The organism is Caulobacter vibrioides, assembly GCF_002858865.1.
Classification (GTDB): domain Bacteria; phylum Pseudomonadota; class Alphaproteobacteria; order Caulobacterales; family Caulobacteraceae; genus Caulobacter; species Caulobacter vibrioides.
On sequence record NZ_PJRR01000021.1, the window covers coordinates 60,625 to 84,186 of the forward strand.

The 23,562-nt window shown below is 67.9% G+C and carries 23 protein-coding genes; 16 read left to right on the forward strand and 7 right to left on the reverse strand.

Annotated elements, in window-relative coordinates:
* Positions 1 to 86 precede the first annotated feature (86 nt).
* Positions 87 to 995, forward strand: coding sequence for a haloalkane dehalogenase (locus CVUC_RS17700; protein ID WP_096032883.1), 909 nt, complete (start codon positions 87 to 89; stop codon positions 993 to 995).
* A gap of 14 nt (positions 996 to 1,009) precedes the next feature.
* The gene (locus tag CVUC_RS17705) at positions 1,010 to 1,489 is read left to right on the forward strand and encodes a DUF1330 domain-containing protein (RefSeq protein ID WP_096032882.1); all 480 of its coding nucleotides are present in this window, start codon (positions 1,010 to 1,012) and stop codon (positions 1,487 to 1,489) included.
* A gap of 4 nt (positions 1,490 to 1,493) precedes the next feature.
* Here CVUC_RS17705 and CVUC_RS17710 read toward each other — a convergent pair whose 3' ends face one another.
* Both CVUC_RS17710 and CVUC_RS17715 read right to left on the reverse strand, forming a co-directional pair.
* Entirely contained in the window at positions 1,494 to 2,510 is a 1,017-nt protein-coding gene (locus CVUC_RS17710) for a formylglycine-generating enzyme family protein (protein ID WP_096032881.1), read from the reverse strand.
* On the reverse strand, positions 2,498 to 4,153 hold the full coding sequence (locus CVUC_RS17715) for a sulfatase-like hydrolase/transferase (RefSeq protein ID WP_012640166.1): 1,656 nt from the start codon (positions 4,151 to 4,153) through the stop codon (positions 2,498 to 2,500). The genes CVUC_RS17710 and CVUC_RS17715 overlap by 13 nt, the downstream gene beginning before the upstream one ends.
* 71 nt (positions 4,154 to 4,224) lie before the next feature.
* Between CVUC_RS17715 and CVUC_RS17720 the strand changes: the two genes are divergently transcribed.
* Entirely contained in the window at positions 4,225 to 5,577 is a 1,353-nt protein-coding gene (locus tag CVUC_RS17720) for a DsbA family protein (RefSeq protein ID WP_096032880.1), read from the forward strand.
* Here CVUC_RS17720 and CVUC_RS17725 read toward each other — a convergent pair.
* Both CVUC_RS17725 and CVUC_RS17730 read right to left on the reverse strand, forming a co-directional pair.
* On the reverse strand, positions 5,574 to 6,203 hold the full coding sequence (locus tag CVUC_RS17725) for a cysteine hydrolase family protein (protein WP_096032879.1): 630 nt from the start codon (positions 6,201 to 6,203) through the stop codon (positions 5,574 to 5,576). The two genes, CVUC_RS17720 and CVUC_RS17725, sit on opposite strands and share 4 nt — an antisense overlap.
* A complete protein-coding gene (locus CVUC_RS17730) occupies positions 6,200 to 7,267 on the reverse strand; it encodes an LLM class flavin-dependent oxidoreductase (protein ID WP_010919053.1) in 1,068 nt (355 codons plus the stop codon). The genes CVUC_RS17725 and CVUC_RS17730 overlap by 4 nt, the downstream gene beginning before the upstream one ends.
* A 162-nt stretch (positions 7,268 to 7,429) precedes the next feature.
* Between CVUC_RS17730 and lptC the strand changes: the two genes are divergently transcribed.
* The 7 genes from lptC (at position 7,430) to spt (ending at position 14,731) form a co-directional block, all read left to right on the forward strand.
* Positions 7,430 to 8,062 carry an LPS export ABC transporter periplasmic protein LptC gene (lptC, locus tag CVUC_RS17735; RefSeq protein WP_010919052.1) on the forward strand — a complete coding sequence of 211 codons (633 nt, stop codon included), beginning with the start codon at positions 7,430 to 7,432 and terminating at the stop codon, positions 8,060 to 8,062.
* 1 nt (position 8,063) lies between these two features.
* Complete coding sequence (locus CVUC_RS17740; protein ID WP_096032878.1) at positions 8,064 to 9,191, forward strand: glycerophosphotransferase; 1,128 nt, start codon at positions 8,064 to 8,066, stop codon at positions 9,189 to 9,191.
* Positions 9,188 to 10,519 (forward strand): lipopolysaccharide biosynthesis protein, encoded by a 1,332-nt coding sequence (locus CVUC_RS17745; RefSeq protein WP_096032877.1) that lies wholly within the window; start codon positions 9,188 to 9,190, stop codon positions 10,517 to 10,519. The genes CVUC_RS17740 and CVUC_RS17745 overlap by 4 nt, the downstream gene beginning before the upstream one ends.
* Before the next feature lie 4 nt (positions 10,520 to 10,523).
* Positions 10,524 to 12,242: a fatty acyl-AMP ligase gene (locus CVUC_RS17750; RefSeq protein WP_096032876.1), complete on the forward strand. Its 1,719-nt coding sequence runs from the start codon at positions 10,524 to 10,526 to the stop codon at positions 12,240 to 12,242.
* Complete coding sequence (gene cerR, locus CVUC_RS17755; protein WP_010919048.1) at positions 12,232 to 13,185, forward strand: ceramide reductase; 954 nt, start codon at positions 12,232 to 12,234, stop codon at positions 13,183 to 13,185. The genes CVUC_RS17750 and cerR overlap by 11 nt, the downstream gene beginning before the upstream one ends.
* A 67-nt stretch (positions 13,186 to 13,252) precedes the next feature.
* Positions 13,253 to 13,513: an acyl carrier protein gene (locus tag CVUC_RS17760; protein ID WP_012640163.1), complete on the forward strand. Its 261-nt coding sequence runs from the start codon at positions 13,253 to 13,255 to the stop codon at positions 13,511 to 13,513.
* Positions 13,514 to 13,516: 3 nt separating this feature from the next.
* The gene (gene spt, locus CVUC_RS17765) at positions 13,517 to 14,731 is read left to right on the forward strand and encodes a serine palmitoyltransferase (protein WP_010919046.1); all 1,215 of its coding nucleotides are present in this window, start codon (positions 13,517 to 13,519) and stop codon (positions 14,729 to 14,731) included.
* 66 nt (positions 14,732 to 14,797) lie between these two features.
* Here the strand turns inward: spt and CVUC_RS17770 are convergent, their stop codons facing one another.
* From CVUC_RS17770 to CVUC_RS17780, 3 genes are read right to left on the reverse strand one after another with little or no spacing between them, the layout of a single operon-like run.
* Positions 14,798 to 15,679, reverse strand: coding sequence for a hypothetical protein (locus CVUC_RS17770; protein ID WP_096032875.1), 882 nt, complete (start codon positions 15,677 to 15,679; stop codon positions 14,798 to 14,800).
* Complete coding sequence (locus tag CVUC_RS17775; RefSeq protein ID WP_010919044.1) at positions 15,676 to 16,668, reverse strand: diacylglycerol/lipid kinase family protein; 993 nt, start codon at positions 16,666 to 16,668, stop codon at positions 15,676 to 15,678. Before CVUC_RS17775 ends, CVUC_RS17770 begins: the two co-directional genes overlap by 4 nt.
* Positions 16,587 to 17,714 (reverse strand): CDP-alcohol phosphatidyltransferase family protein, encoded by a 1,128-nt coding sequence (locus CVUC_RS17780; RefSeq protein ID WP_096032874.1) that lies wholly within the window; start codon positions 17,712 to 17,714, stop codon positions 16,587 to 16,589. The genes CVUC_RS17775 and CVUC_RS17780 overlap by 82 nt, the downstream gene beginning before the upstream one ends.
* Before the next feature lie 76 nt (positions 17,715 to 17,790).
* Here CVUC_RS17780 and CVUC_RS17785 point away from each other — a divergent pair, with 76 nt between their 5' ends.
* From CVUC_RS17785 to CVUC_RS17810, 6 genes are all read left to right on the forward strand, one after another.
* Positions 17,791 to 18,708 (forward strand): metallophosphoesterase family protein, encoded by a 918-nt coding sequence (locus CVUC_RS17785; RefSeq protein ID WP_096032873.1) that lies wholly within the window; start codon positions 17,791 to 17,793, stop codon positions 18,706 to 18,708.
* A 105-nt stretch (positions 18,709 to 18,813) separates the two neighbouring features.
* A complete protein-coding gene (locus CVUC_RS17790; RefSeq protein WP_096032872.1) occupies positions 18,814 to 19,251 on the forward strand; it encodes an HIT family protein in 438 nt (145 codons plus the stop codon).
* Positions 19,248 to 20,468 (forward strand): LptF/LptG family permease, encoded by a 1,221-nt coding sequence (locus CVUC_RS17795; RefSeq protein WP_010919040.1) that lies wholly within the window; start codon positions 19,248 to 19,250, stop codon positions 20,466 to 20,468. The genes CVUC_RS17790 and CVUC_RS17795 overlap by 4 nt, the downstream gene beginning before the upstream one ends.
* Positions 20,465 to 21,526 carry an LptF/LptG family permease gene (locus tag CVUC_RS17800; RefSeq protein ID WP_096032871.1) on the forward strand — a complete coding sequence of 354 codons (1,062 nt, stop codon included), beginning with the start codon at positions 20,465 to 20,467 and terminating at the stop codon, positions 21,524 to 21,526. Before CVUC_RS17795 ends, CVUC_RS17800 begins: the two co-directional genes overlap by 4 nt.
* Complete coding sequence (gene bcerS / locus CVUC_RS17805; RefSeq protein WP_096032870.1) at positions 21,526 to 22,680, forward strand: ceramide synthase; 1,155 nt, start codon at positions 21,526 to 21,528, stop codon at positions 22,678 to 22,680. The genes CVUC_RS17800 and bcerS overlap by 1 nt, the downstream gene beginning before the upstream one ends.
* Positions 22,584 to 23,459 (forward strand): nucleotidyltransferase family protein, encoded by an 876-nt coding sequence (locus CVUC_RS17810; protein WP_164468090.1) that lies wholly within the window; start codon positions 22,584 to 22,586, stop codon positions 23,457 to 23,459. The genes bcerS and CVUC_RS17810 overlap by 97 nt, the downstream gene beginning before the upstream one ends.
* The last annotated feature ends 103 nt before the right edge of the window (positions 23,460 to 23,562 follow it).

The window sequence follows — 23,562 nt, forward strand, 5'->3', positions numbered from 1 at the left end:
CCGCCCTCTCCATCTCGTCCTTGACCCATAGGCGACATAATGGCACTTATAGTGTCAATATAAATTTCGACGGGCGGAGGAAATCCATGGACGTGTTGCGAACGCCGGATGAGCGGTTTGAAGGCCTGGCGGACTGGAGCTTCGCGCCGCACTACACCGAGGTGACCGACGCGGACGGTACGGCCCTGCGCATCCACCATGTCGACGAGGGCCCGAAGGATCAGCGGCCGATCCTGCTGATGCACGGCGAACCGTCCTGGGCCTATCTCTACCGCAAGGTGATCGCCGAACTGGTCGCCAAGGGCCATCGCGTCGTCGCGCCGGACCTGGTGGGTTTCGGCCGGTCCGACAAACCCGCCAAGCGGACCGACTACACCTACGAGCGCCACGTGGCCTGGATGAGCGCGTGGCTGGAACAGAACGACCTGAAGGACATCGTGCTGTTCTGCCAGGACTGGGGCGGCCTGATCGGCCTGCGCCTGGTAGCAGCGTTCCCGGAGCGCTTCTCCGCCGTCGTGGTTTCCAATACCGGCCTGCCGATCGGCGTCGGCAAGAGCGAGGGCTTCGAGGCCTGGCTGAACTTCAGCCAGAACACGCCGGAGCTGCCGGTCGGCTTCATCCTGAACGGCGGTACGGCGCGCGATCTCTCCGACGCCGAGCGCGCCGCCTATGACGCGCCCTTCCCGGACGAAAGCTACAAGGAAGGCGCGCGGATCTTCCCCGCCCTGGTGCCGATCACGCCGGAGCACGCCTCGGTCGAGGAGAACAAGGCCGCTTGGGCCGTGCTTGAGACGTTCGACAAGCCCTTCGTCACCGCGTTCAGCGACGCCGATCCGATCACGCGCGGCGGCGAAGCGATGTTCCTGGCCCGCGTTCCGGGAACCAAGAACGTGGCCCACACCACGCTGAAAGGCGGCCACTTCGTGCAGGAAGACAGCCCCGTCGAGATCGCCGCCCTGCTGGACGGCCTCGTCGCCGGCCTGCCGCAAGCTTAACCGGGAGCGTTTCGATGAAGGTCGTCAACACAGTCTTTCCCAGCCCCGAGCAGTTCCAAGAGTTTTTCGGCGCGCCGGACGATGGTCCGTTCGTCATGGTCAATCTCTTGAAGTTCAAAGATAAGGCCGAGTATCCGGACGGCTCGGAACCCGAGCTTTCCGGCCGCGAGGCCTACGCCCGCTACGGCGCCGTCGTTTCGGGTTTGGTCGAGGCCCTGGGGGGGCGCATTCGCTACAGTGGCGCGGTCACCGGCCTGCTTCTGGGCGAGGTTGAGGAGATGTGGGACGCGGTCGCTCTGGCCGAGTACCCTTCCCTCGCCGCCTTTCAGGCCATGGCCCTGTCGCCCGAGATGCACGCCATCGAGCATCACCGCAAGGCGGGCCTCGCGGGGCAGCTGAACATCAGGACCCGGCCTGCGCTGGGCTTCGAGTCGCACGGCGTGCACAACGACGAGCGCCTGTGGAAGCCCGAACAGGCCAACGCAGTGAACTGAGCGCTCAGCGCTCGGCGCGGAGCACTGTGCGGAAACCGACATGCGATGCGCCGCTATCCGGCGGCCCCGGCGTTCGCGCCGCAGGTCGATAGCGGAAGCAGTAGTCGTCGGCGCACAGGAACGAACCGCCCTTCACGACGTGCTTGGGCGTGTTCGGGTCCTCAGGATCCAGGGCGCGGGCCTCGGGCGGTCCGCCCGTCTCGAGGACGCTGACCGGATCCAGGCCCGGCTTGAACCAGTCGCGGGTCCACTCCCAGACATTGCCGGCCATGTCGCGCAGGCCATAGCCGTTGGCCGGGAAGCAGCCGACCGGCGCGGGCTTGGCCTTGAAGCCGTCATTGCCAAGGTCCTGGGCCGGGAACACGCCTTGCCAGGTATTGGCGCGTGGCCTTGCAGGATCCTGAGCCTGGTCGCCCCAGGTGTAGCGCTTGCCAACCAGCCCGCCGCGCGCGGCGTACTCCCATTCGGCCTCTGTGGGCAGGTCACGGCCCAGCCAGCGGGCGTAGGCCATGGCGTCCTCCCACGCGATATGCACCACCGGCCAGGCGTCCCTGCCCCGGATGTTCGAGCCGGGACCTTCGGGATGTCGCCAGTCGGCGCCGGGGATCACCTGCCACCATTGGGAAGGATCGTCCGACCTCGCCCCCTTCGCCCCCACGAAGACGAGCGAGGCCGGACGCCGCTGCGCCGCCGGTACGTGGGCGTAGCGCGCGGGGTCGAGCGGTCGCTCGGCCACGGTGCGATAACCCGTGGCCTCGACGAACCGCGCGAAGGCGGCGTTGGTGACCTCTGTCTGATCGATCCAGAACGGCGGGACCGTGACCGTCTGGGGCGGTCCCTCCTCCGGACGCAGCGGCGCAGCGCCCATCTGGAAGTCGCCGCCCGCCAGCCGAACCATACCCGCCGTGCGGTTCTGGGGATCTGGAACCGGCAGGTCCGCCAGGCAAGCCTTGGGCGCCGGCTGGCCGCAGCCGGCCAGCGCCAGAAGCATCAGGACGGGAAGCGCCGTCAGTTTTCCCAATAGATGTACTCGTCGCTGGGCTTGGCCTTCTGGCCGCCCGGATGGTCGATATAGAAGGCGCCCGAAATCAGCGACGGCCAGGTCGGCTTCATCATCTGTCCGTCCAGCTGCGCCATGATCGCCTGCATCTCACGCAGCTTCTCGGGCCGCGCCTTGGACAGCTCCTGGCGCTCGGTCGGATCGGTGGACAGGTCAAAGAGCCAGGTCTTGTTCGGCTCCTTGGCCACCTGCAGCTTCCAGCCGCCTGCGAGCACCGTCTTGTAGCCGCCCGAACGCCAGAAGATCGCCTTGTGCGGATCGCCCGAGGACTGTCCCTTCACGAACGGCACGAGGTCGACGCCGTCCAGAACCCGATCCTTGGGTGTGGGCGCACCGGCGGCGCCGGCGGCCGTGGCGAAGATGTCCACATGGCCCACCGGGCTGCGATAGACTGCGCCGGCCGGCAGCTGCTCGGGCCAACGCAGCAGGAACGGCACCTTGATCCCGCCCTCGAAGAAGGTCGCCTTCCAGCCGCGATAGGGCTTGTTGATGTCCGGCAGGCCAATGTAGTTCGCGCCGCCGTTGTCCGAGGTGAAGATCACCAGGGTGTTGTCGTCCAGCCCCCGGTCCTTCAGCGCCTGCAGCACCTTGCCGACGTTGCGGTCGAGGTTGCGGACCATGGCTGCATAGACGCGCATCCGGTGATCCTTGATGTGCGACAGCGCATCATAGTCGGCCTTGGGCGCCTGCAACGGCGTGTGGACGGCGTTGTAGGCCAGATACATGAAGAACGGCCGGTTCTTGTTGGCGTCGATCGCCTTCACCGCTTCGTCTGTCAGGTAGTCGGTCATGTAGTGGCTGGGATTGAACAGCTTGCCGCCGTTGAACTGCACGGCGAACGGCGCTGCGCCCCAGAGGAACTTGTCGATCGGATCCCAGTCTTGGCGCGACTCCACCACGCCGGGGTCCCCGACCGGCGCGAACAGCGCGGCGCCCGCCATGAAGCCGAGGCTTTCGTCAAAACCCTGATCCTCCGGGCGCGAACCTTTGACGCCGCCCAGATGCCACTTGCCCAGGTGAATGGTGTGATAGCCCTTGGTCTTGAGCGCCTCGGCGATCGTCACCTCGGCGGCGGGCACGGCCAGGACGTTCTCGTCCTTGGGCATGTTCTTCACCTCGGCCTGATTGAAGCGCGAGGGATGCAGAGGATCGCCGGCATGGCCGCCGACCACGCGTGAGAAGGCCACGGGCGTCGGGGTGAACTCAAAGCCAAAGCGCGTGGCATAGCGGCCGGTCATGATCGCCGCGCGCGAGGGCGCGCAGGTGGCGTTGCCGCTGTAGCCGTTGGCGAAGGTGACCCCCTCCTTGGCGATCGAGTCGATGGCGGGCGTGGGTACTGTGCCGCCCGCGACGCCGCCGCCATTCAGCGTAATGTCGTTGTAGCCGAGGTCGTCGGCGAGAATGAACACGATATTGGGCGGCCGCTGACCGTCCGCCGGCGGCGCTTGCGGCCCCTTGGCCCAGGTCACCGGCATATTGGCTTCGATCTTCGGCTGCCGGGCCTTGGCCAGCATCACGATCAGGTCGAAACGGAAATGCCAGGCCGTCGCGCCCGCGACAGCCAGAACCGCCACACCCGCGACAAGCGGCTTCCAGGCCTTCATGCGCGCCTCCCTCTCTTATCGTTGGCGCAGCATATATTGACATTCATCGTGCCGCTAGATGTCATCCAACGATGCCATCGGAGATCTCGCCCGTGTCCCTGCGCACCTCGATCATGCGAAGCGTGACCACCGCCCTGACCAGCCCGACCCGGCGCAAGCTGGCGCGAGACGCAGCGGCGCTTTCGGCGCGTCTGCGCGGCGAGCGAGCGACCATTCGCTATTTCCATCAGGCCGACGATCCCTATTCCCACCTGGCGGTTCAGATGCTGCCGCGCCTGCGCGCGCGCTATGCGGCGGATATCGAGATCCGTCTCGTTCCGCCACCGGCGGACTCCGCCGCCCCGGACCGCGAGCGCCTGCGCGCCTATGGCCTGCGGGACGCGATCCGGCTGGCGCGGAGTCGCGGACTGGGCTTCCCGGCCGATGCGACACTGCCCACGACTGAGGCTGTTCAACGTCTTCAGAGCGTTCTGGCCGACGCCCTCGACCAGGGTCGATTCGACGATGTCGCCTACGCGGCGGGGGCGGCGCTGTGGGCAGGGGATCATAAAACGCTCGCGGACATGGCCACCCGGGCGGGCGGTCAGGACCCAAAGCTGGCTGAAAGGCTTCTGAAGACCGGCGAAGAACAACGCGCCAAGCTGGGCCACTATCTGGGCGGCATGTTCCACTTCGAGGGCGAATGGTTCTGGGGCGTCGACCGCCTGGGCCACCTGGAGGCGCGCCTCGCCGCACGCGGCCTCGACCGGGAGGCCGGTTCACCGCTGCTGGCGCCGGCCTTCGAACCTTCGCTGGGCCCGCCGCCGGAAGGCGCGCCACCGACGATCGAAGCCTGGTTCTCGTTCAGAAGCCCCTACTCCTGGCTCTTCATGCCGCGCATCCGCCATCTGGCGCAGGCCTATGGCGCGACACTGGAATTGCGCCCGATCCTGCCGATGGTCATGCGAGGCCTAGCGGTGCCCCGGATCAAGACGATCTACATCACCCTGGACTGCAAGCGCGAAGCCGAACGCGTGGACCTGCCGTTCGGACGGATCGTCGACCCCGTCGGCGCGGGGGCCGAACGTGCTCTGGCCGTCCTCCACCACGCCATGGCGCTTGGCTTGGGTGAACAGTTCGCGGAACTGGGCCTCAAGGCCGCCTTCGCGGACGGAATCGCCCTGGCGGAAGACGAGGGGCTTTACGGGGTGGCGCGGCGTGCGGGGCTGACCGACGCCCAGACCGCCGCCGCCCTGGCCGACGACAGCTGGCGACAGCGCGCCGAGACCAATCGCGCCGCCCTGCTCGAGGCCGGGCTGTGGGGCGCGCCGACCTTCCGCATCACGGGTCACCAAGCGCACTGGGGCCAGGACCGGCTCTATATGATGGAAGAAGACCTGCGGGCGGCGATGCAAGGCGCCGCAGCGCCGCGACAGGACGGCTAGACGGCCGAGCGCCAAGCCACGACGACGCTGTCACTGTCGGTCAGGATCGCCGTGTTGAGCTCCAGCATCCGCAAGGCCGCCGCATGCAGTTCGGGCTCATAGGCGGCGCAGGCGTCGATCGGCACGAACACGTGGAAGTCGTGATTGAAGGCGTCGCGCGCGGTGCTGTCGATGCAGCATTCCGTGGTCAGCCCCGCCAGCACAAGCGTGTCGACGCCCATGGACCGCAGCCGGGCGGCGATATCGGTGTCCCAGAACGGGCTGTAGCGCGTCTTGCGGAAGACGAGGTCGTCGGCTTGAGGCTGAGGCCCGACGAAGGCGCTGCCCGGCGCGCCGGCGCGACACAGCCCGGGGCTGTCTTCAGCCGTATGGCCTTGCCGCCGCAGGCGCTCGCCCCACACGTCAGAGTCGGTTTCGGGCGTCGTGAACAGACCCACGAACACCACCGGCGTCCCGGCGGCGCGCGCGGCCTCCGCCAGACGCTGGGCCGCCGCAAGGGCGCCCGGCACGGCCGACAGATCCATGCCCCACTGGGCCGACAGCCCCTCGGGCGCGGCGAAATCGACCTGCATGTCCACAATCATCAACGCCGTGCGCTGCGGCGCGATCCAGGCCGGCAAGCTCACGAGAACACCGCCCGCAGGCCCGGCAGGATCTCCGCTCCGAACATGGAAAGCCCTTCGACATAGTCCGGAAAGATCAGCATCAGGCCGTCCAGTTCGCACGCCGTGACAAACGCCTCGATCTGCTCGCGGCAAGAGGCGGGCGAGCCGACCACGGTCTGGGTCATGAACGCGCCCTGCTGCCGGGCCGTCGCCTGCAGCCGGTCTGCGGGGACGCCCCAACTGGCCAGCATGGCGAGAATGGCTCCGATATCGGCGCCCTCGGCGTAGCGCGCCACCAGGGCCTGAGCGGCGGCGTCGGTGGATCCATGGATCACCGTGCACATCGCATAGGTGCGGACCGACCGTCCCAGGTCTGCGGCCATGCGCTTGGCCCGGCGGGAGGCCTCGCGGTGCTCCTCGCGCGAGCGTCCGCCGATGAAGCAGGCGTCGGCCTCACGCACCGAGAACTGGAAGCCGCGATCCGACATCCCCGCGCAGATCAGTTCCGGGCGAGGCCTGGCCAGAGGCTTGGGCTTGGACTGGCAGTCCTTCATCGTGAAATAGCGGCCGGAGAAGTCGACGCTGTCTTCGGTCCAGAGCCGCTTGACGATCGTCGTCCATTCCTCGGCAAGGGCGTAGCGGTCGTCGTGCGACAACGAATCGTCCCAGGCGCTCATCTGGTCGAACTCGGCCTTGTAGGCGCCGGCCACGATGTTGAGGCCCGCCCGGCCGCCGCTGATCTGATCCAGAGTCGCGATCATCTTGGCCGCCACGGCGGGGTTCTGCAGCAGCGGATGCACCGTCGCCCAGATGCGCACGCGCTTGGTCGCCTCGGCGATGGCCGCCATCAAGGTCACCGACTCCAGCGACGTGCCCCAATGATCGGTCTCACCACCAAAGCCGCGGAACTTGCCCATCGACATGACGAAATCCAGGCCGATCTCGTCCGCCAGCACGGCCGCCGCCCGGTTCTGGGCGTAGAGGCCGTCGAGCGTGGGCGTGGTGGCGGACACGATCCAGCCGCCGTTGGCCACGGGCAGGAAGACACCAAAGTCCTTGTGCGGCGAGGGTCTGGAGAACATCACGCGGATCCTTACACGGCCCGCCGGTAAGGATCACGCGCTTCGCTGTCATGGACAACCACGCTCGAAACCGGCCCGACCGTCCGCCCATCGTGGCCACGGGAGGGTTCGCTGGAAAACAAAGGTCTTGGGCGAACGGCGGCGGAGGATTATCCATGGCCGCAAATGCTCACCCAGTCCGATGGCGCCGCCGCCATCCTCCCTTCCCAAACCGCCGCGGAACGGGCCCGCAACCGTCGCCGGAAGCCTGTCCGGCGGCTGCGCCTGGGGCTGGCCGTCTTCGCGGCCGGCGTCGCGGCGACCGTGATCGTTCAGGCCGCCTGGCGCAGCCTCGCCTCGAGCAAGCTCCAGACCCAGGCCGCCACCGCGCCGCTCGTGCTGGACAAGCCCCGCTTCACCGGTGTTCTAAAGGACGGCCGCCCGTTCCTGATCACGGCGGAACGCGCCGAGCGCGACGCAAAGGATCAGAACATCGTCCGCCTGACCGCACCCCTGCTGGTTCGGGGCTATGGCGAGCCCAACCCCAGCCAGGCCACAGCCAAGTCGGGCGTATACCGCGAGGCCGAGAACACCCTCCTGCTGACCGATGAGGTGAAGATCACCAGCGCTGAGGGCTTTGACTTCGACGCGCCCCGGGCGCTGATCGACCTGCGCACCGGCGCGGTCAGCGGCGACGCGGGGATCGCGGGGTCCGGGCCCAAGGGCAGTACGCGCGCCAGCGCCTATGAGGTGACCGACAAGGGCGACCGGGTCGTGCTGAAGGGCGGCGTGCGCACGCGGCTGGAGCCGCGACCCTGACGTGGCCAAAGCCAAACGCGTCTGCTTTCTCTACATCGCGCAGCATCATCAGGTTTGGCACAGCCTGTCGGTGGCTGTCGCCATGGCCCGGCTGTGGCCCCACATCAAGGTCGAGATCGCGGCCACAACGCCCGAACTGCTCGACTATGTCTCCAGCCTGCTGTCGGAACTCGGCGGCGCCGACATCACGCTGGTGCTGCTGCCGCCCGCCTGGTTGCGACGCCTGGGCGGAGACGGTGCGCCGCCCAAGGCGCCGATGCTGATCGCCAATGCGCGACGCCTGGCGCGCTACGACGCGGTCATCACGCCCGAGCGGACCACAGCGCTTCTGCGCCGCCTGGGCGTGCGTCACCCGCTGCTGGTCTACACCCAGCACGGCGCCGGCGACCGGGAGGGGCCCTTCGAACCGCGTCTCAAGCTGTTCGATCTGGTCATGGCGGCCGGTCCCAAGCAGCGCGATCGCATGCTGCGCGAAGGCTGGGTGACCTCAGAGTCTTGCGCCATGGTCGGCTACCCGAAGTTTGACCTCGTCGACGCACTGCCCGCGCGTGATGGCCCCCGCTTCGACAAGCCGGGTCCGATTGTTCTCTACAACCCCCACTTCCACCCGGAGCTCGGCTCCTGGTCGCGCTGGGGCCGGACCGTTCTGGACGCCTTCACCAAAGACAGTCGCTACAACCTGATCTTCGCGCCACACATCCGCCTGTTCGAGACGGCCTCCAGCGATGAGCGGGCCGCCTTTGCGGCCTATGCCGAGCATCCGCGGATCCATATCGACCTTGGCGGACCCGCTGCGGCCGACATGACCTATACCCAGAGGGCCGACCTCTATCTGGGCGATGTCTCCAGCCAGGTCTACGAATTCCTCCGGACGCCCAAGCCGTGCCTGTTCTTGAACGCGAGCGGCGCCGACTGGCGAGGGGATCCCAGCTATCAGCACTGGCTGTATGGCCAGGTTCTGGACTCGGTGGATCACCTGGGCGACGCGGTCGACGAAGCCTTCGCGACCCACAGCGACTATCGTCAGGCCCAGATCGAGGGAATCGCTGAGACGTTCGACGTCCAGAACACCCCCGCTTCGGAACGCGCCGCGCAAGCGATCGTCGACAAGCTGGAGCGGGTCGCGTGACGGACGTCGCTCCGAGCCCGCTCAAGAAGGTGCTCGCCAACGCCGGTCAGCTGCTGAGCGGCCGCGTGGTGAACGCGATCATCGGCCTGGCCTACATCGCCCTGACCGCGCGAAGCCTCGGCGCGGAAATGATGGGCGTGCTGGTGATCATCAACGCCTTCGCCCAGTTCCTGGGCGAGGTCGCCCACTTCCAGTCCTGGCAGACCCTGATCACCTATGGCGCCGGCCCCTTGCTGGAAAACGACAAGCGCCGCTTTCAGCAGGTGCTGCGCTTTACGTTGCTTCTGGACCTGATCAGCGCGGTGCTGGGCATCCTGCTCGGCATGCTGGGCGCCTGGTTCTTCTGGCGCCAGCTCAGCTGGCCCGAAGGCATGAACGGCTATGGCGCGCTTTACGCCCTGTCGATCGGCGTGATGACCTCGGCGACGGGTGTCGGGTTGCTGCGCCTGTTCGACCGGTTTCGCTTTCTGGCCGCCGAGCAGGCGATCAGCTCGTTCGTCCGGCTGGTCGGCTGCGCGATCTGCGCGGTGACGCAAGCCCCGATCCAGTACTTCCTGCTGGCCTGGGCGGCGGGAACCTTCGCGGCGTTCTTCTACATCGCCGCCATCGCCATCTGGGACCTGAAGCGCAAAGGCCTCCTCAGCGGCTTCACGGTGATGGGCCCGACCAGCAAGGACCTGCCAGGCGTCTGGCGCTTCGCCATGGCGACCAACTTCTCCGGCACGCTGGACGTCGGCTTCACCCACGTGCTGACCATGGCGGTCGGCGCGCTGCTGGGTCCCGCGCAGGCCGCGCTCTGGCGGATCGGCAAGCAGGTCGCCGACGGCATGGCCAAGCCCGCGCGTCTGATGGTGCCGGCGCTCTATCCGGAACTGGCCAAGATGCGCGCCTCGGGCGGCCAGCAGGCCATGACCAAGCTGGCGGTGCAGATCGCCCTGATCGGCGGCGCGGCGGCCGGCGTGCTGCTGCTGGTCAGCCTGGTGTCGGGTCGCTGGATCCTGGAGACGGTCATGGGTCCCGGCTTCGGCGCCGCAGCGGGCGTGATGAACTGGCAGGTGGCCGCCGCCGCGATCGGCGTGATGACCCTGCCGCTGGAGCCGATGCTGGTCTCGATGCGCGCGGCGGGCGCGGCGATGATGGTTCGCCTGGTCGTCGTTCTGACCTATCTGGCGTGCCTGGTTCCGCTGATCCGGACCTTCGGCCTGACCGGTGCAGGCGCCGCTCTGGTTGCGTCCGCTTTGGCAATGGCCATTGGCATGTATTTCATGGCGCGCCGCAGGCTCGCCCGACTCGCGGCGGAGGAAAGCTCCGCGCCGCGACCGACTTAAGACGATGAAGGCCCAACTTATGATCACGCCCACGGCGTCTGACCGCACTGTCCGGTTCGCCGACTTCCCGACCCTGACCCAGGCCCTCGATTTCGCCGCGACCGGCGAGACGGGGATCAACCTCTATTCGCTGCGCGGCGAGCTGGTCGAAGCCCTGCCCTACGCCAAGCTGCGCGACGAGGCGGTCGTGTTGGCGCGGCGTCTGCTGGCGATCGGGGCCAAGGTCGGTGACAGCGTGGCCTTGCTGGCCGAGACCGACGGTGACTTCGTCCGCGCCTTCTTCGCCTGCCAATATGCGGGCCTGCTGCCCGCGCCGATGGCGCTGCCGACCCCGCTGGGCGGTCGCGAGGCCTATATCGAGCAGATCTCCAACCTGGCCCGCTCGGCCAAGGCCAACATCCTGATCGGTCCGGTGGGCTTGAAGGACTGGGTCGCCGAGATCGGCGCGCGGGCGGGCCTAGCGTTCGCCGGCGTGCTGGCCGACCTTCCCGAGGACGCCGGCGCGGCCCTGCCGACCATCACGCCGGAAGACCCCTGCTACCTGCAGTTCTCGTCGGGCAGCACCCGCACACCGACCGGCGTGCTGGTCCGCCACAAGGCCTTGATGGCCAACTGCGTGGCCATCACGCGGGACGGGCTGCAGGTGAAGGCGTCCGACCGCGCCATCTCGTGGCTGCCGCTCTATCACGACATGGGCCTGATCGGCTTTTTGCTGAGCCCGCTCAGCTGCCAGATGACGGTCGACCTGCTGCCCACCGGCGCCTTTGTCCGCCGACCGCTGCTGTGGATCGACCTGATCGGGCGCAACAAGGCGACGATCGCCTACAGCCCGACCTTCGGCTACGAGCTGTGCGCCCGCCGCGTGCAGGGCCAATCGCTGGAAAACTACAACCTCTCGCACTGGCGCAGCGCGGGCCTGGGCGGCGACATGATCCGGATGCCGCCGCTGAAGGCGTTCGTGGAGGCCTTTGCGCCCGCCGGCTTCTCGGACAAGGCGTTTGTCGCCAGCTACGGCATGGCCGAGGCCACCCTGGCCCTGTCGATGGCCCCGCTGGGCAAGGGCCTGCGCGCCGAGACCCTCGACGTCGAACGCCTGGAACGCGACGCCTTGGCGGTCGACGCGCCTGAAGGCTCCGAGCGCGCCCGCGACTTCGCCCGCTGCGGCCCCGCCCTGCCCGATCACTTCCTGGAGGTGCGCGGTGACGACGGCCAGGTGCTGCCAGAGCGCGGCGTCGGCCGCATCTTCGCCAAGGGCCCGTCGGTGATGAGCGCCTATTTCGCCAATCCCGAGGAAACCGCCCGGGTGCTCGCGGCCGACGGCTGGCTGGACACCGGTGACATCGGCTTCAAGATCGACGGCGAGATCGTCATCACCGGCCGCGCCAAGGACCTTATCATCCTCAATGGCCGCAACATCTGGCCGCAAGACCTTGAATGGACAGCCGATAACGAGATCGACGGTCTGCGCAGCGGCGACGTCTGCGCGTTCGCGATCCCGGCTGAGCCCGAGGACGAGGTCGTGGTCCTGGTCCAGGCCCGCGGGGGCGACGCCGACAGCCGCGCGGCGCTGCGCGAGTCCGTCGCGACCCTGCTGCGCACCCGCCACGGCGTCGAAGCCAAGGTGAAGCTGGTCGGCGCCCACGCCCTGCCCCAGACCTCGTCGGGCAAGCTCAGCCGCTCGAAGGCCAAGACGGCTTATCTGGCCGGAACCTATGGCGACTGACGCGCGCGGCGTCGTCGCCATCACGGGCGCGACCGGCTTTCTGGGCCGTCACCTGGTGCGCGCGCTGGCCCAGGACGGCTGGCGGCCTCGCGTCCTGGTGCGCCGGGACCCGGTCCATCCATTCTGGCGTGACCTGGAGGTCGAGGTCGTCACGGGCGATCTTGGAACGCCCAGGGCGCTGGACAGGCTGGCGAAGGGCGCCGAGGTCTTCATCCATGTCGCCGGCCTGATCAAGGCCAGAACCCTGGAAGGCTTCAACCGGGTCAACCAGGACGGCGCCCGCGCCGCGGCCGAGGCCGCCAGGGCCGCCGGGGCCCGGTTCATCCTGGTCTCCAGCCTCGCGGCCCGCGAACCGTCCCTCTCGAACTACGCCGCCAGCAAGCGCGCGGGCGAGGACGCGGTGCGCGCCGCCGATCCCAGCGCCCTCATCGTTCGCCCACCGGCGATCTATGGTCCGGGGGACACCGAGACGCTCGGGCTGTTCCAACTGGCCGCTCGCAGCCCGGTCTTGCCGGTGCTGTCGCAGACCTCGCGCGTGGCCATGATCCATGTCGAGGACGCGGCGGCGAAGCTCGTTGCGTTCTGTCGGACACCCGTTTTGGGTCTGGTCGAGCTCTCCGATGTGCGGCGCGACGGATACACCTGGACGGAAATCATGCGCGGCGCGGCGCACGTCATGGGCGCGAAACCCCGTCTGATAAGGCTTCCCGACCCAGGCATTTTGACCGCCGGAGCCCTTGTGGATGCTTGGTCTTCTCTGACAAACACGCCTTCGGTCTTCGGTTTAGGCAAGGCTAGGGAGTTGCTTCACACCGATTGGACCCCATCTAGCGCTCCGATGGCGGAGGGAGTACCCAGCAAGTTCGGCCTGATTGACGGGTTCACTCACACCGTCGACTGGTACCGAGCGGCGGGGTGGCTACCCAAAAATATCGTCGCCTAGTTCAAATATGGCGGAAATCTGACAGACTCGCCGTTACAGTAGTGACACGGGTGGGGCTCCCGGAGGTTTGATTAGAATGGATACGGTGACGGATCTCAGCCTGCGCGAGATCGGGGTAGCGGCGACCAAGGTTCTAGGGCGGGCTGTGGAGGTTCGTGCGGAGTCGCATATTGGCCGTGACCTCGCCGTCGATTCCCTGGCCCTCATGAACATCATCATGGAGCTCGAAGACACCTTCGACATCTCCATTCCGCTCGATCGCCTGGCGTCCGTCGAGACCGCTGGCGACCTTTCCAAACTGATCAACGATCTCCGGACTAGGGCTTAACTAATGGGGCTATTTGATAAGCACCTGGCCTATCGCGACGCGTACAAGGCCATCCAGGATGTGGGTGCGAACCCCTTCAAGGTGCGCTTTGACGCTGTCCACTCGCCGACTGAAGGCGTGGTCGATGGCCGTCCCACCATCCTGCTGGGAACGAACAACTATCTGGGCCTGACCTTTGACGAGCAGGCGATCGCCGCCTCGGTCAAGGCGGTACAGGAACGCGGCACCGGCACGACCGGTTCCCGCATCGCCAACGGCAGCTTCGAGTCGCACGTCGAGCTCGAGCAAGAGTTGGCCAAGTTCTATGGCCGCAAGCACGCCATGGTCTTCACGACCGGCTATCAGGCCAATCTCGGCGTGCTGTCGACCCTGGTCGGCCGCGGCGACCACCTGATCCTCGACGCCGACAGCCACGCCTCGATCTATGACGGCTCGCGTCTGGGCCACGCCGAGGTCATCCGCTTCCGTCACAACGATCCCGAAGACTTGGCCAAGCGCCTGCGTCGCCTGGGCGATGCGCCGGGCGAGCGCCTGATCGTCGTCGAAGGCATCTATTCGATGATCGGCGATGTCGCGCCGCTGAAGGAAATCGCCGCCGTGAAGCGCGAGATGGGCGGCTATCTGCTCGTCGACGAAGCGCACTCGATGGGCGTGCTGGGCGCGACCGGTCGTGGCCTCGCCGAAGCGGCGGGCGTCGAAGAGGACGTCGACTTCATCGTCGGCACCTTCTCCAAGAGCCTGGGCGCCATCGGCGGTTTCTGCGTCTCCGACCATGACGACTTCGACGTCATGCGCGTCATCTGTCGCCCCTACATGTTCACCGCCTCGCTGCCGCCGGCCGTGGCGGCATCGACGGTGACGGCCCTGCGCCGGATGATCGAGCAGCCCGAGCTGCGCGATCGCCTGAACCGCAACGCCAAGCGCCTCTATGACGGTCTGACCGCCATGGGCTTCCTCACCGGTCCCAGCGCCAGCCCGATCGTGGCGGCGACCATGCCCGACCAGGAACGCGCCATCGCCATGTGGAACGGCCTGCTGCAGGCCGGCGTCTATCTGAACCTGGCCCTGCCGCCCGCCACGCCGGACAGCCGTCCGCTGCTGCGCGCCAGCGTCAGCGCCGCCCACACCGACGAGCAGATCGACGCCGTGCTCAAGACCTACGGCGAAATCGGCGCGGCCCTGGGCGTGATCGAACCGCTCAAGCGCGCTCGCGCCTGAGACCGGTCGCATCGCTGAAACAAGAACGCCCGGGTCCTGCGACCCGGGCGTTTTTTTGTCGTCGGCCTATGCGGCTCGCCGCCGCTCTCTCCAGACCTTGAGCAGCACACCGGGCGCAGCGAGGATCGGATGCCGCTCTCGCCACGGCGTCACCTCGACCGTCACGCCTGTATGGCGCTGGATCTTCCAAGCCGCATAGCGCGCCGCGCCCTGGAAGGTGAAGGCCGCCTTGACCAGCCGCGCCACGTTCAGGGGCTTGCCGAGCGCTCGGCGCACGCGCCAGGCCTTGAGCAGACCCGTCCTGGCCTCATGCGAGAGCTCACGGCCTTCGTCAGCCCAAACGGCCTCCATGACCCGCTCATAGCGCTCGGGGTCGTAGGTGAGGATCGACACCTCGCGGCCCGCCTTCTCGACGCGCAGCTCGGCCTTATAGGTCTCCTGGAACAGCGCCGCCCAAAGCGTCAGCGGCGCGGCGTCGGCAGGACCGATCGCCTGGGCGAAACCGGCCGCCGTTCGACAAGCCGCGGTCACGGAGTCGATCACGGTCTCGCGTGCGGCTTCATCGGCCCAGATCAGCGCGCACGGCTGGACAAAGCGCGCCCAGATCGTGGTGTCGACGCCCGCGCCGCTGGTCGCTCGCTGGAACTGCGCCAGCGTCATCGACGCGACCTTGGCGCGCAGCGTCGTGCCGCCGTGCTCAAACTCGTGATAGCTGACATCCGGCCACAGCAGGCGCGTGAACACGCCCCGCCATCCCGCCGGAACGCGCTCGGTGAGGACGTAGTAGTCGAGGACCCCGGACAGATCGCCAGTGCGCAGGATCGAGCCATAGAACAGAACCGCGCGCGCGCCGGGGAACAGCGTCGCCAGATGCGCCGCAAAGGCGCGGATCGGTTCGGGCGTCGTCTGGGAGAGCTCGGCCGCGACGAGGCCGCGCAGGCGGCTCATCCGACCAGGAACCGCAAGGCCGGACCCAGCTGGATCGTCAGGTCGCCGCCTTCATAGACCTCGCCATCGAGCACGAACGGCGCGCCGCCCGAGAGCTTGACCGAACGAGGGTCGCGCCGCCGGTAACCCAGGCCTTCGAGCGCGGGGACGACCTTGCCGCTCAGCATCAACGGCAGGGCCTTGTGCAGGCGACGCGGCGGGGCGTCGACATCGAGCAGCTTCAGCCCCTCGCGCGGCGCGCCGAACGGCTTGAGCCCAAACGGCAGGCGTTTCAGCGCCGTGGCGATGACGGCGAACCGGTGACCTTCGCCCTGGGCCTCGCCGTCCAGAACGAGGCGCGCAGGCACGCCCTCGCGCCACTCGTCCCGCGAACCGCCAAACAGCGCGCCCAGCGCCGCCGTGCCGATGGTCAGGGCGACCGCAAAGTTGTGGAAGAAGCCGACCTTGTGGACGCGCTGCGCCAGGTTGGTGGCCTTCACCGGCGCGCCAATGCCAAAGAAGAAGCCCTGCAGGCAGGGCTTGTCATCCGCCCAACTGACACGCAGGGGCGGACGCGACTTGATCGTCGGGTTCTCTCGACGCGCCGCGCGCAGTGCGTCCTCCAGACGCCAGCCTTCCGACGTGCCAAGATCGATGGCCAGCACGTTGGTCTTGCCCGACGGCAGGACAGCCAGCAGCGGCGTCGCCTCGCCAAAAGTGTGAGGCAAAAGGCTGATCACATCGCGCACGGTGCCGTCGCCGCCGTCGATCACCAGCAAGTCGAGACCCGTGCGCGCGAAGTCGTCCAGCGCCGCCTTCAAGGCCTCCCGCCCGATCGGCTCGACCAGACGCACGTCCTCAGGCGCCGGGCCGGGCGGCCGGATCCGATTGCCGTGGCTCTTGGGATTGCGGACGACCCCGATGCGCGTCATTTCGCCAGCCAGGACTGGATCGACCCCTTCGGCGCCATCAGGCCTTGCAGGATCTGGATGGCGTGCACGACGAAGCATACGGCGGTCCAGATCGCCACGAGCGTGAAGCCGAGGTCGGGCCGGCCGACCATCGCACAGCCGGTCAGCAGGATCAGGTTCGGGTTGCGGCGCGCGGTGATCAGCCGGAAGAAGCTGTCGAACGGCCGCCAGGCGTGCATCTCCAGCTTGAACAGGGCCAGGAAGATCCCCTCCTCCACCCGCTGAGCGACATAGCCGCCGACGACGATAGCGAGGCTGAGCGCCGCATAGGGGATCTCTTGGCCGACCGCATAGACGCCGACGAACCACGCCCACCACCAGAACGGCGGGTGCACCAGATCGATGCCGTGGTCAAAGACGTTGCCCCACTTGGACGAGGTCAGGGTCACGCGGGCCAGCTTGCCGTCGACCGTGTCGAGGAAGGTCATGATCCAGGCGCAGACCAGGCCCCAGCCGAAATGGCCGTGCCAGAACAGCCAGGTCGCCGCCAGCACCATCACAAAGCCGATGAAGGTGACCTGGTTCGGCGTCATCTTCGCCAGGGCGCACCAACGGGTCACGACCCGCGCCGGCGCTGGCCAGACATACTTGGTGACGAAGTCCGTGACGCCCTTGTACGAGCCCTGAAACAGGCGCTTTTCGACCGCGCGCACCGTTTCGGGGGTCAGGCGTTCCAGCACCGGCGGCTCGCGCTTGCGCAGCGCGCTGTTATAGGCCGAGCCCAGCTCCAGCGCCGTCAGCCGCGTGAAACGGGGGTCCAGGCCGGCCGGATCGTTTCCGGCGGCCAGCGCTTCGCTGGCGGCATAGGCTAGATCGGCGGGCGCATGGACGGCGACAGCGCGCCCGGCGTCATCGACCAGCACGGCGCCCTCACGGCCCGCCAGGGCCTTGATCAGCGACTCGTCGAACACCCAGCCCGCATCGACCGCCACGACCGGGTGCGACAGGTCGACCGCAGGCGTCTCGACCAGGTCCAGCCGACGGTAGATGCGCGAGAGGCGCTCTGCCGAGCTCATGCCCCAGATACGGCCGTCGCCGCGACCCACGGTCAGCGCGCGCGGCCCTTTTTGAACTTCACTACTCAAAGACGGCTATACCCCTTGAATCCAGGGCTGATAGATAAGCAGCTTCGTCCTTTTCGACCAGAACCGCCGGCGCCTCTTGTCCATTTATCGCATCGCCCACCTGTCGGACCCGCATCTGCCGCCCCCGCCGGGCGCGTTCGGACTGCGCGACGTGTTCACCAAGCGCCTGCTCAGCCGCATCGCCTGGCGCAAGAAGCGCAAGGTTCATCGGCCTGAGGTCCTGGCGGCGCTGGTCGCCGATCTGCAGGCGACCGCGCCTGACCACGTGGTCATCAGCGGCGACCTGACAAACTTCGCCTCCCCAGTCGAGATCGCGACGGCGCGCTCCTGGCTGGAAGGCCTGGGGGCCGCATCGGATCATACGGTCAGTCCCGGCAATCACGACGCTCTGGCCGGCGTCGGCGGGCCCGAACGTTTCGCGATTTGGTCCCCCTGGCTGGGCGACACTGGCGAAGCCAGCTTTCCGCAGGTGCGGGTGCGCGGTCCCGTGGCGATCTTCAACCTCTGCTCGGCGGTTCCCACCGCCCCGCATCTGGCGACTGGACGCTTGGGGGAAGATCAGATCAAGCGCCTCGACGCCGCACTGTCGGACCCTGCCTACGCCAGCCTTTTCCGGCTGGTGGTCCTGCACCATCCGCCGCATCCGGGCGCTGTGTCCAAGCGCAAGCGACTGGAAGACCAGGACGCCCTACGGGCGGTGCTGGCCCGGCATGGCGCGGATCTCGTTCTGCACGGCCACGCCCATGAGGCCCTGGTGGGCTCGCTTCCTGGTCCTGGCGGCGCGACCATTCCTGTTCTGGGGGTGCCGTCGGCTTCGGCCAAGCCCAGTCGCCATGCACCCGCGCGCTGGCACCAGATCGAGATCGAACCGCGTCCCGAGGGCGGCCACGCCGTTCGCGTCGTCGCGCGTGGTCTCTCAGAAACCGGAACCGAGATCACCGAGCTGGGTCGCTTCACCCTGGGCGACCTTGCTCACCGCCCCGAGGCCGCCTGAATGACCGCTGCGGACGCCACGCGCGAACGGATCGCCCTTCCCTGTCTCCCCGCGCGTCCCTATTGTCACGCGCTGGCGACACAGGCCTGAAGTTTCGGCGTTCTCATGACCAACCCCACCGCCCTGGCGTTCGGCTATCCCGCCTCTAAGGTGGCCGAAACAGATCACTGGCTTGTTCTGGTGCGCCCCAAACAACCGACGTTTGGGTCTTTGGTCCTGGTGTGCAAGGAAGCGGTCCAGGCGTTCTCGGACTTGAGTCCGGCGGCCTTCGCTGACCTGCAGGTGGCGGTGTCCGGGATCGAACGCCTGCTCAAGACCCAGGTCGACTATGAGAAGATCAACTATCTGATGCTGATGATGGTCGACAAGGACGTCCACTTCCACGTGCTGCCGCGCTACGCTGGGACGCGCGAGCATGAGGGCGCCTCATTCCCCGACGCGGGCTGGCCGGCCGCCCCGGCGCTGGGCGCGGCCATCGAACTGACCCCCGACGCGGTGGAGCGCTTGGCCGCCCGCTTCTCCAAGGCCTGGAACGCAGCGTGAGCGCCAAGGACCTGCCCAACGGCGGCCCCCGCCTGATCGACCGCTATCTCTTACGCCTGCTGCTATGGCCGCTGGCCGCCTGCCTGGGCGTGACGGTGATCGCGCTGCTGCTCGAGCGCATCCTGCGGCTGCTCGACGTTCTGTCGCAAAGCAGCGCGCGGTTTGGCTATGTCGCGCAACTGGCCGCCAACCTTGTGCCGCACTATCTGGGCCTGGCCCTGCCCGTGGCCTTCTTCGTTGCCCTGTTCATCGTCATCGTGAAGCTGTCGGACGGCTCGGAGATCGACGCCCTGCTGGCCAGCGGCCAATCGCTGGAACGCATCGCCGCGCCGTTCGTGGCCGTCGGCGTGCTCCTCAGCGTCTTCAGCATCATCGTGTTCGGCTACATGCAGCCCTACAGCCGCTACGCCTATCGCGCCGTGATGCATGCGGCGGTCAACGCCGGCTGGAACGGACGTCTGGCGGGCGGGGCCTTCATCGACGACAAGGGCTCGCTGCTGACCGCCGACAGCGCCGACATCGCCGGTCAGCGCCTGACGCGCGTCTTCATCCGCCGCCTGGACGCCAAGGGCCAGGAAGAGATCATCACCGCCGCGTCCGCCGACCTGAAGATGGACCCGGACGGCAAGACCATCACCATGGACCTGCGCGACGGCCGCCGCATCGCCCATGACGCCTACGGGACCTATCGCAATCTGGCCTTCACCAGCCTGACAACCCAGACGCCGCTGTCGGCGGCGGCTGTTCTGCTGCGCGACCGCGGCGGAGACGAGCGCGAACTGACCATGGGCGAGCTACGCCGGGAGGCGAAGTCACCCGATCCGGTCGTCTCCAAAGGCACCCTGCTCAGCGAGTTTTACGGCCGCCTGGCCCGCGCCGCCTTCCTGCCCTTCCTGCCGCTTCTGGCCTTCCCGCTGGGCCTGGCCTCCAAGCGGGGCAACCGCGCGCCCGGCCTGATCATGGCGGGCCTGCTGCTGCTGGCGTTCCAGCACTCGCTGCTGCTGGGCCAGGGCATGGCCAAGGCCGGCAAGGCTGACGCCTTCGCCGCGATCTGGATCCCCTTTACGCTGTTCGCCGCGCTGAGCGTCTGGCTGTTCGTCGGCAGCCGCACGCGTCCCGGCGACACCCCCGTCTCGCGGCTTGTGCGGCGGATCAACACCCTGGTCACGCACGCGCTGCGCCTGCTGCCTCAACCGAAGAAGCGACAAGCCGCATGAAGCTGCAGCTCTATGTCCTGCAGACGGTCGCCACCCGCATTCTCGGTGCGGCCCTGATCCTGATGTCGGTCCTGCAGATCCTGGATCTGCTGGATGTCACCAGCGACATCCTGGACCGAGGCCTCGGCATGGCCGGGGTCGGCTATTACGCCGCCCTGCGTCTGCCGCGCCTCTTCGAACAGGTGGCGCCGATCGCGGTGCTGGCCGGCGGGCTGTTCGCCTTCTCGCAGCTGGCCCGTGAGAGCGCGATCGTCGCCATGCGGGCCAGCGGCATATCCGGCTACCGGATCGTGGGCATGGCTGTACCGGCCGCCGTGGCGGTGATGCTGCTGGACGCCCTGTGCGGCCAGGTCCTGGCGCCGCGCGCCGACCCGACGCTCGCCGACTGGTGGCGCAACACCACGCCCGTGGCGGAGCGCAAGGAGCCCGCGCCCCGCACCTTCCGGGCGGGCGCGGACCTGGTCATCGGCGCCAACGCCTCGGCGGACGGCCGCACGATCACCGGCGTCACCATCTTCCGCCGCGACAGCAAGGGCATCCTCGTCGAGAAGGTCGAGGCGCCCGTGGCCCGCTACGACGGCAAGGCCTGGACCCTGGAGCAGCCCAAGACTACCCGCTTTGCCGGAGACCTGTCGCAGGCCTCGACCGCTGCGGCGACCTCCTGGCCAACGGCCCTGCGTCCGCAGGATGTCCAGGGACTGTTCGGCGACGACTCCATGCCGACGGCCGCCTCCGCGCGGCGGGCGCTGGAGAACGGCGGATCGGATCGGCCCGAAAGCTTCTACGCCACTCACCTGCAGGCAGCCTTCGCCAGTCCGTTCGTCTCGCTGGTGATGCTGTTGCTGAGCGCGCCCGTAGCCCTGGCCAATTTCCGCAGCGGGCAAGGCGCGGTGCTGCTGACCGGGGGCCTCGCCGCTGGCCTGATGTTCCTGGTCGCCAATGGCATGCTGACCGCCCTGGGCGAGTCCGGCGCGTTGTCGCCCTTCCTGGCCGTGTGGGCCGCCCCTGCGATCTTCGGCGCGCTCGCCGTCCGAACCTTCTTGGCCCTGGAGGGCTGATGCCTTTCGACTCCACCAACGCCGACCTCTCGGTCATCCCGGTCAAGACGCCCGCTGAGCTCAAGCGCTTCATCGCCCTGCCCGCGCGGCTGAACGCCAAGGATCCGAACTGGATCACGCCGCTGTTCATGGAGCGCACCGACGCCCTGACCCCGAAGACCAATCCGTTCTTCGACCACGCCGAGGTGCAGCTGTTCCTGGCCACGCGCGGCGGCCGAGACGTCGGCCGGATCAGCGCCCAGATCGACCAGCTTACCCCGCAACCTACCGAGGGACGGCTCGACGGCCACTTCGGCATGATCGCCGCCGAGGACGACCCGGCGGTGTTCAACGTGCTGTTCCGCGCCGCCGAGGACTGGCTGCGCGCCCGGGGGCGCACCCACGCGGTCGGCCCGTTCAACCTGTCGATCAACGAAGAGGTCGGCCTCCTGGTCTGGGGCTTCGACACCCCGCCGATGGTCTTGATGGGCCACGACCCGGCCTATGCCGGCCAGCGCGTCGAGGAGCAGGGCTACGCCAAGGCCCAGGACCTCTTAGCCTACAAGGCCGACGAAACCGGCGACATCCCCGAAATCGCCCAGCGCCGGGTCAAGCGCGGCCTGCCCTCGGGCGTGGTGCTGCGCCAGCTGGACATGAGCCGCTACGACCAGGAGGTTCAGACTCTCACCGAGATCCTCAACGACGCTTGGTCGGATAACTGGGGCTTCACCCCCACCACCGAGGCCGAGACCCGCCAGCTGGCCAAGTCCCTGAAGCAGGTGATCGACAAGCGCCTGGTTTGGTTCGCCGAGATCGACGGCGAGGCGGCCGGCGTGGTGGTCTTCCTGCCCAACGTCAACGAGGCCATCGCCGACCTGAAAGGCAAGCTGCTGCCGTTCGGCTGGGCCAAGCTCTTGTGGCGGCTGAAGGTCAAGGGCGTGAAGTCCGCGCGCATCCCGCTGATGGGCGTCAAGAAGAAGTTCCAGACCAGCCAGCGCGGCCGCATGCTGCCGTTCTGGATGATGAAGGCCAGCCGCGATATGGCGATGAGCCTGGGCTATAATCGCTATGAAATCTCGTGGGTTCTGGAGGCCAACAAGGCCATGACCCACATCGCCGAGAATGTCGGCGGCACGCACTACAAGACCTATCGCGTCTACGAGAAGGCCCTGTGATCCAGCCTTTCAAGGCCCTGATCCTGGCGGGTTCCCGACCCGGGGAAGTCGATCCCGCCGCGGCCTACGCCGGCGTCGCCCACAAGGGCCTGATCGTGCTGCAGGGCCAGACCCTGCTGGCGCGGGTGCTGGGCGCGGTGGAGGTGGCCGGCGCGTCCGAAATCGGCGTCAGCGCCAATGACGCGGCGATCAAGGCCGCGCTGGCGGGATCTCGCGCTCAAGCCCTCCCCACCGCCGAAGGTCCCAGCCAGAGCGTCGCCGAGGCCGCCGAACGGCTGGGCTTTCCGCTGCTGATCACCACGGTCGACCACGCGCTGCTCAAGCCCGAATGGATCACCCAGTTCCTGGCCGACACCCCAGACTGGGCCGAGGTCGCGGTGCTCTTGGCCCCAGAGGCGCGGGTCCAGGCCGCCGCGCCGCAGACCAAGCGCACCTACCTGAAGTTCCGCGACGGGCGCTATTCGGGCTGCAACCTGTTCCTGCTGCGCGACGCGCGGGCGATGGGCGTGGTGAGCCTGTGGCGCAAGGTCGAGGCCCTGCGCAAGCAGCCGTGGAAGATCGCCGCCATGCTGGGTCCGAGCTTCCTGCTGCGCTACGCGCTAGGCCTGCTGACCCTGGATCAGGCCGTAGCGCGGCTGGGCGCCCTGGCCGACGTCAAGGCCGCCGCCGTGCGCGCGCACGACGGCCTCGCGGCCGTCGATGTCGACAAGCCGTCGGACCTTGATCTGGTGCGTGAACTGGTGGGCGAGGCGAAAAGCCCCTTACATTTCAAAAGCTAAATCTCTCGTCATCCCGGAAGCCTCGCAGAGGCTATCCGGGACCCAGGGGTTGCAAGAGCATTGTGCGCGCCGCCCCTGGGTCCCGGCGCTACAGCCCGCTACG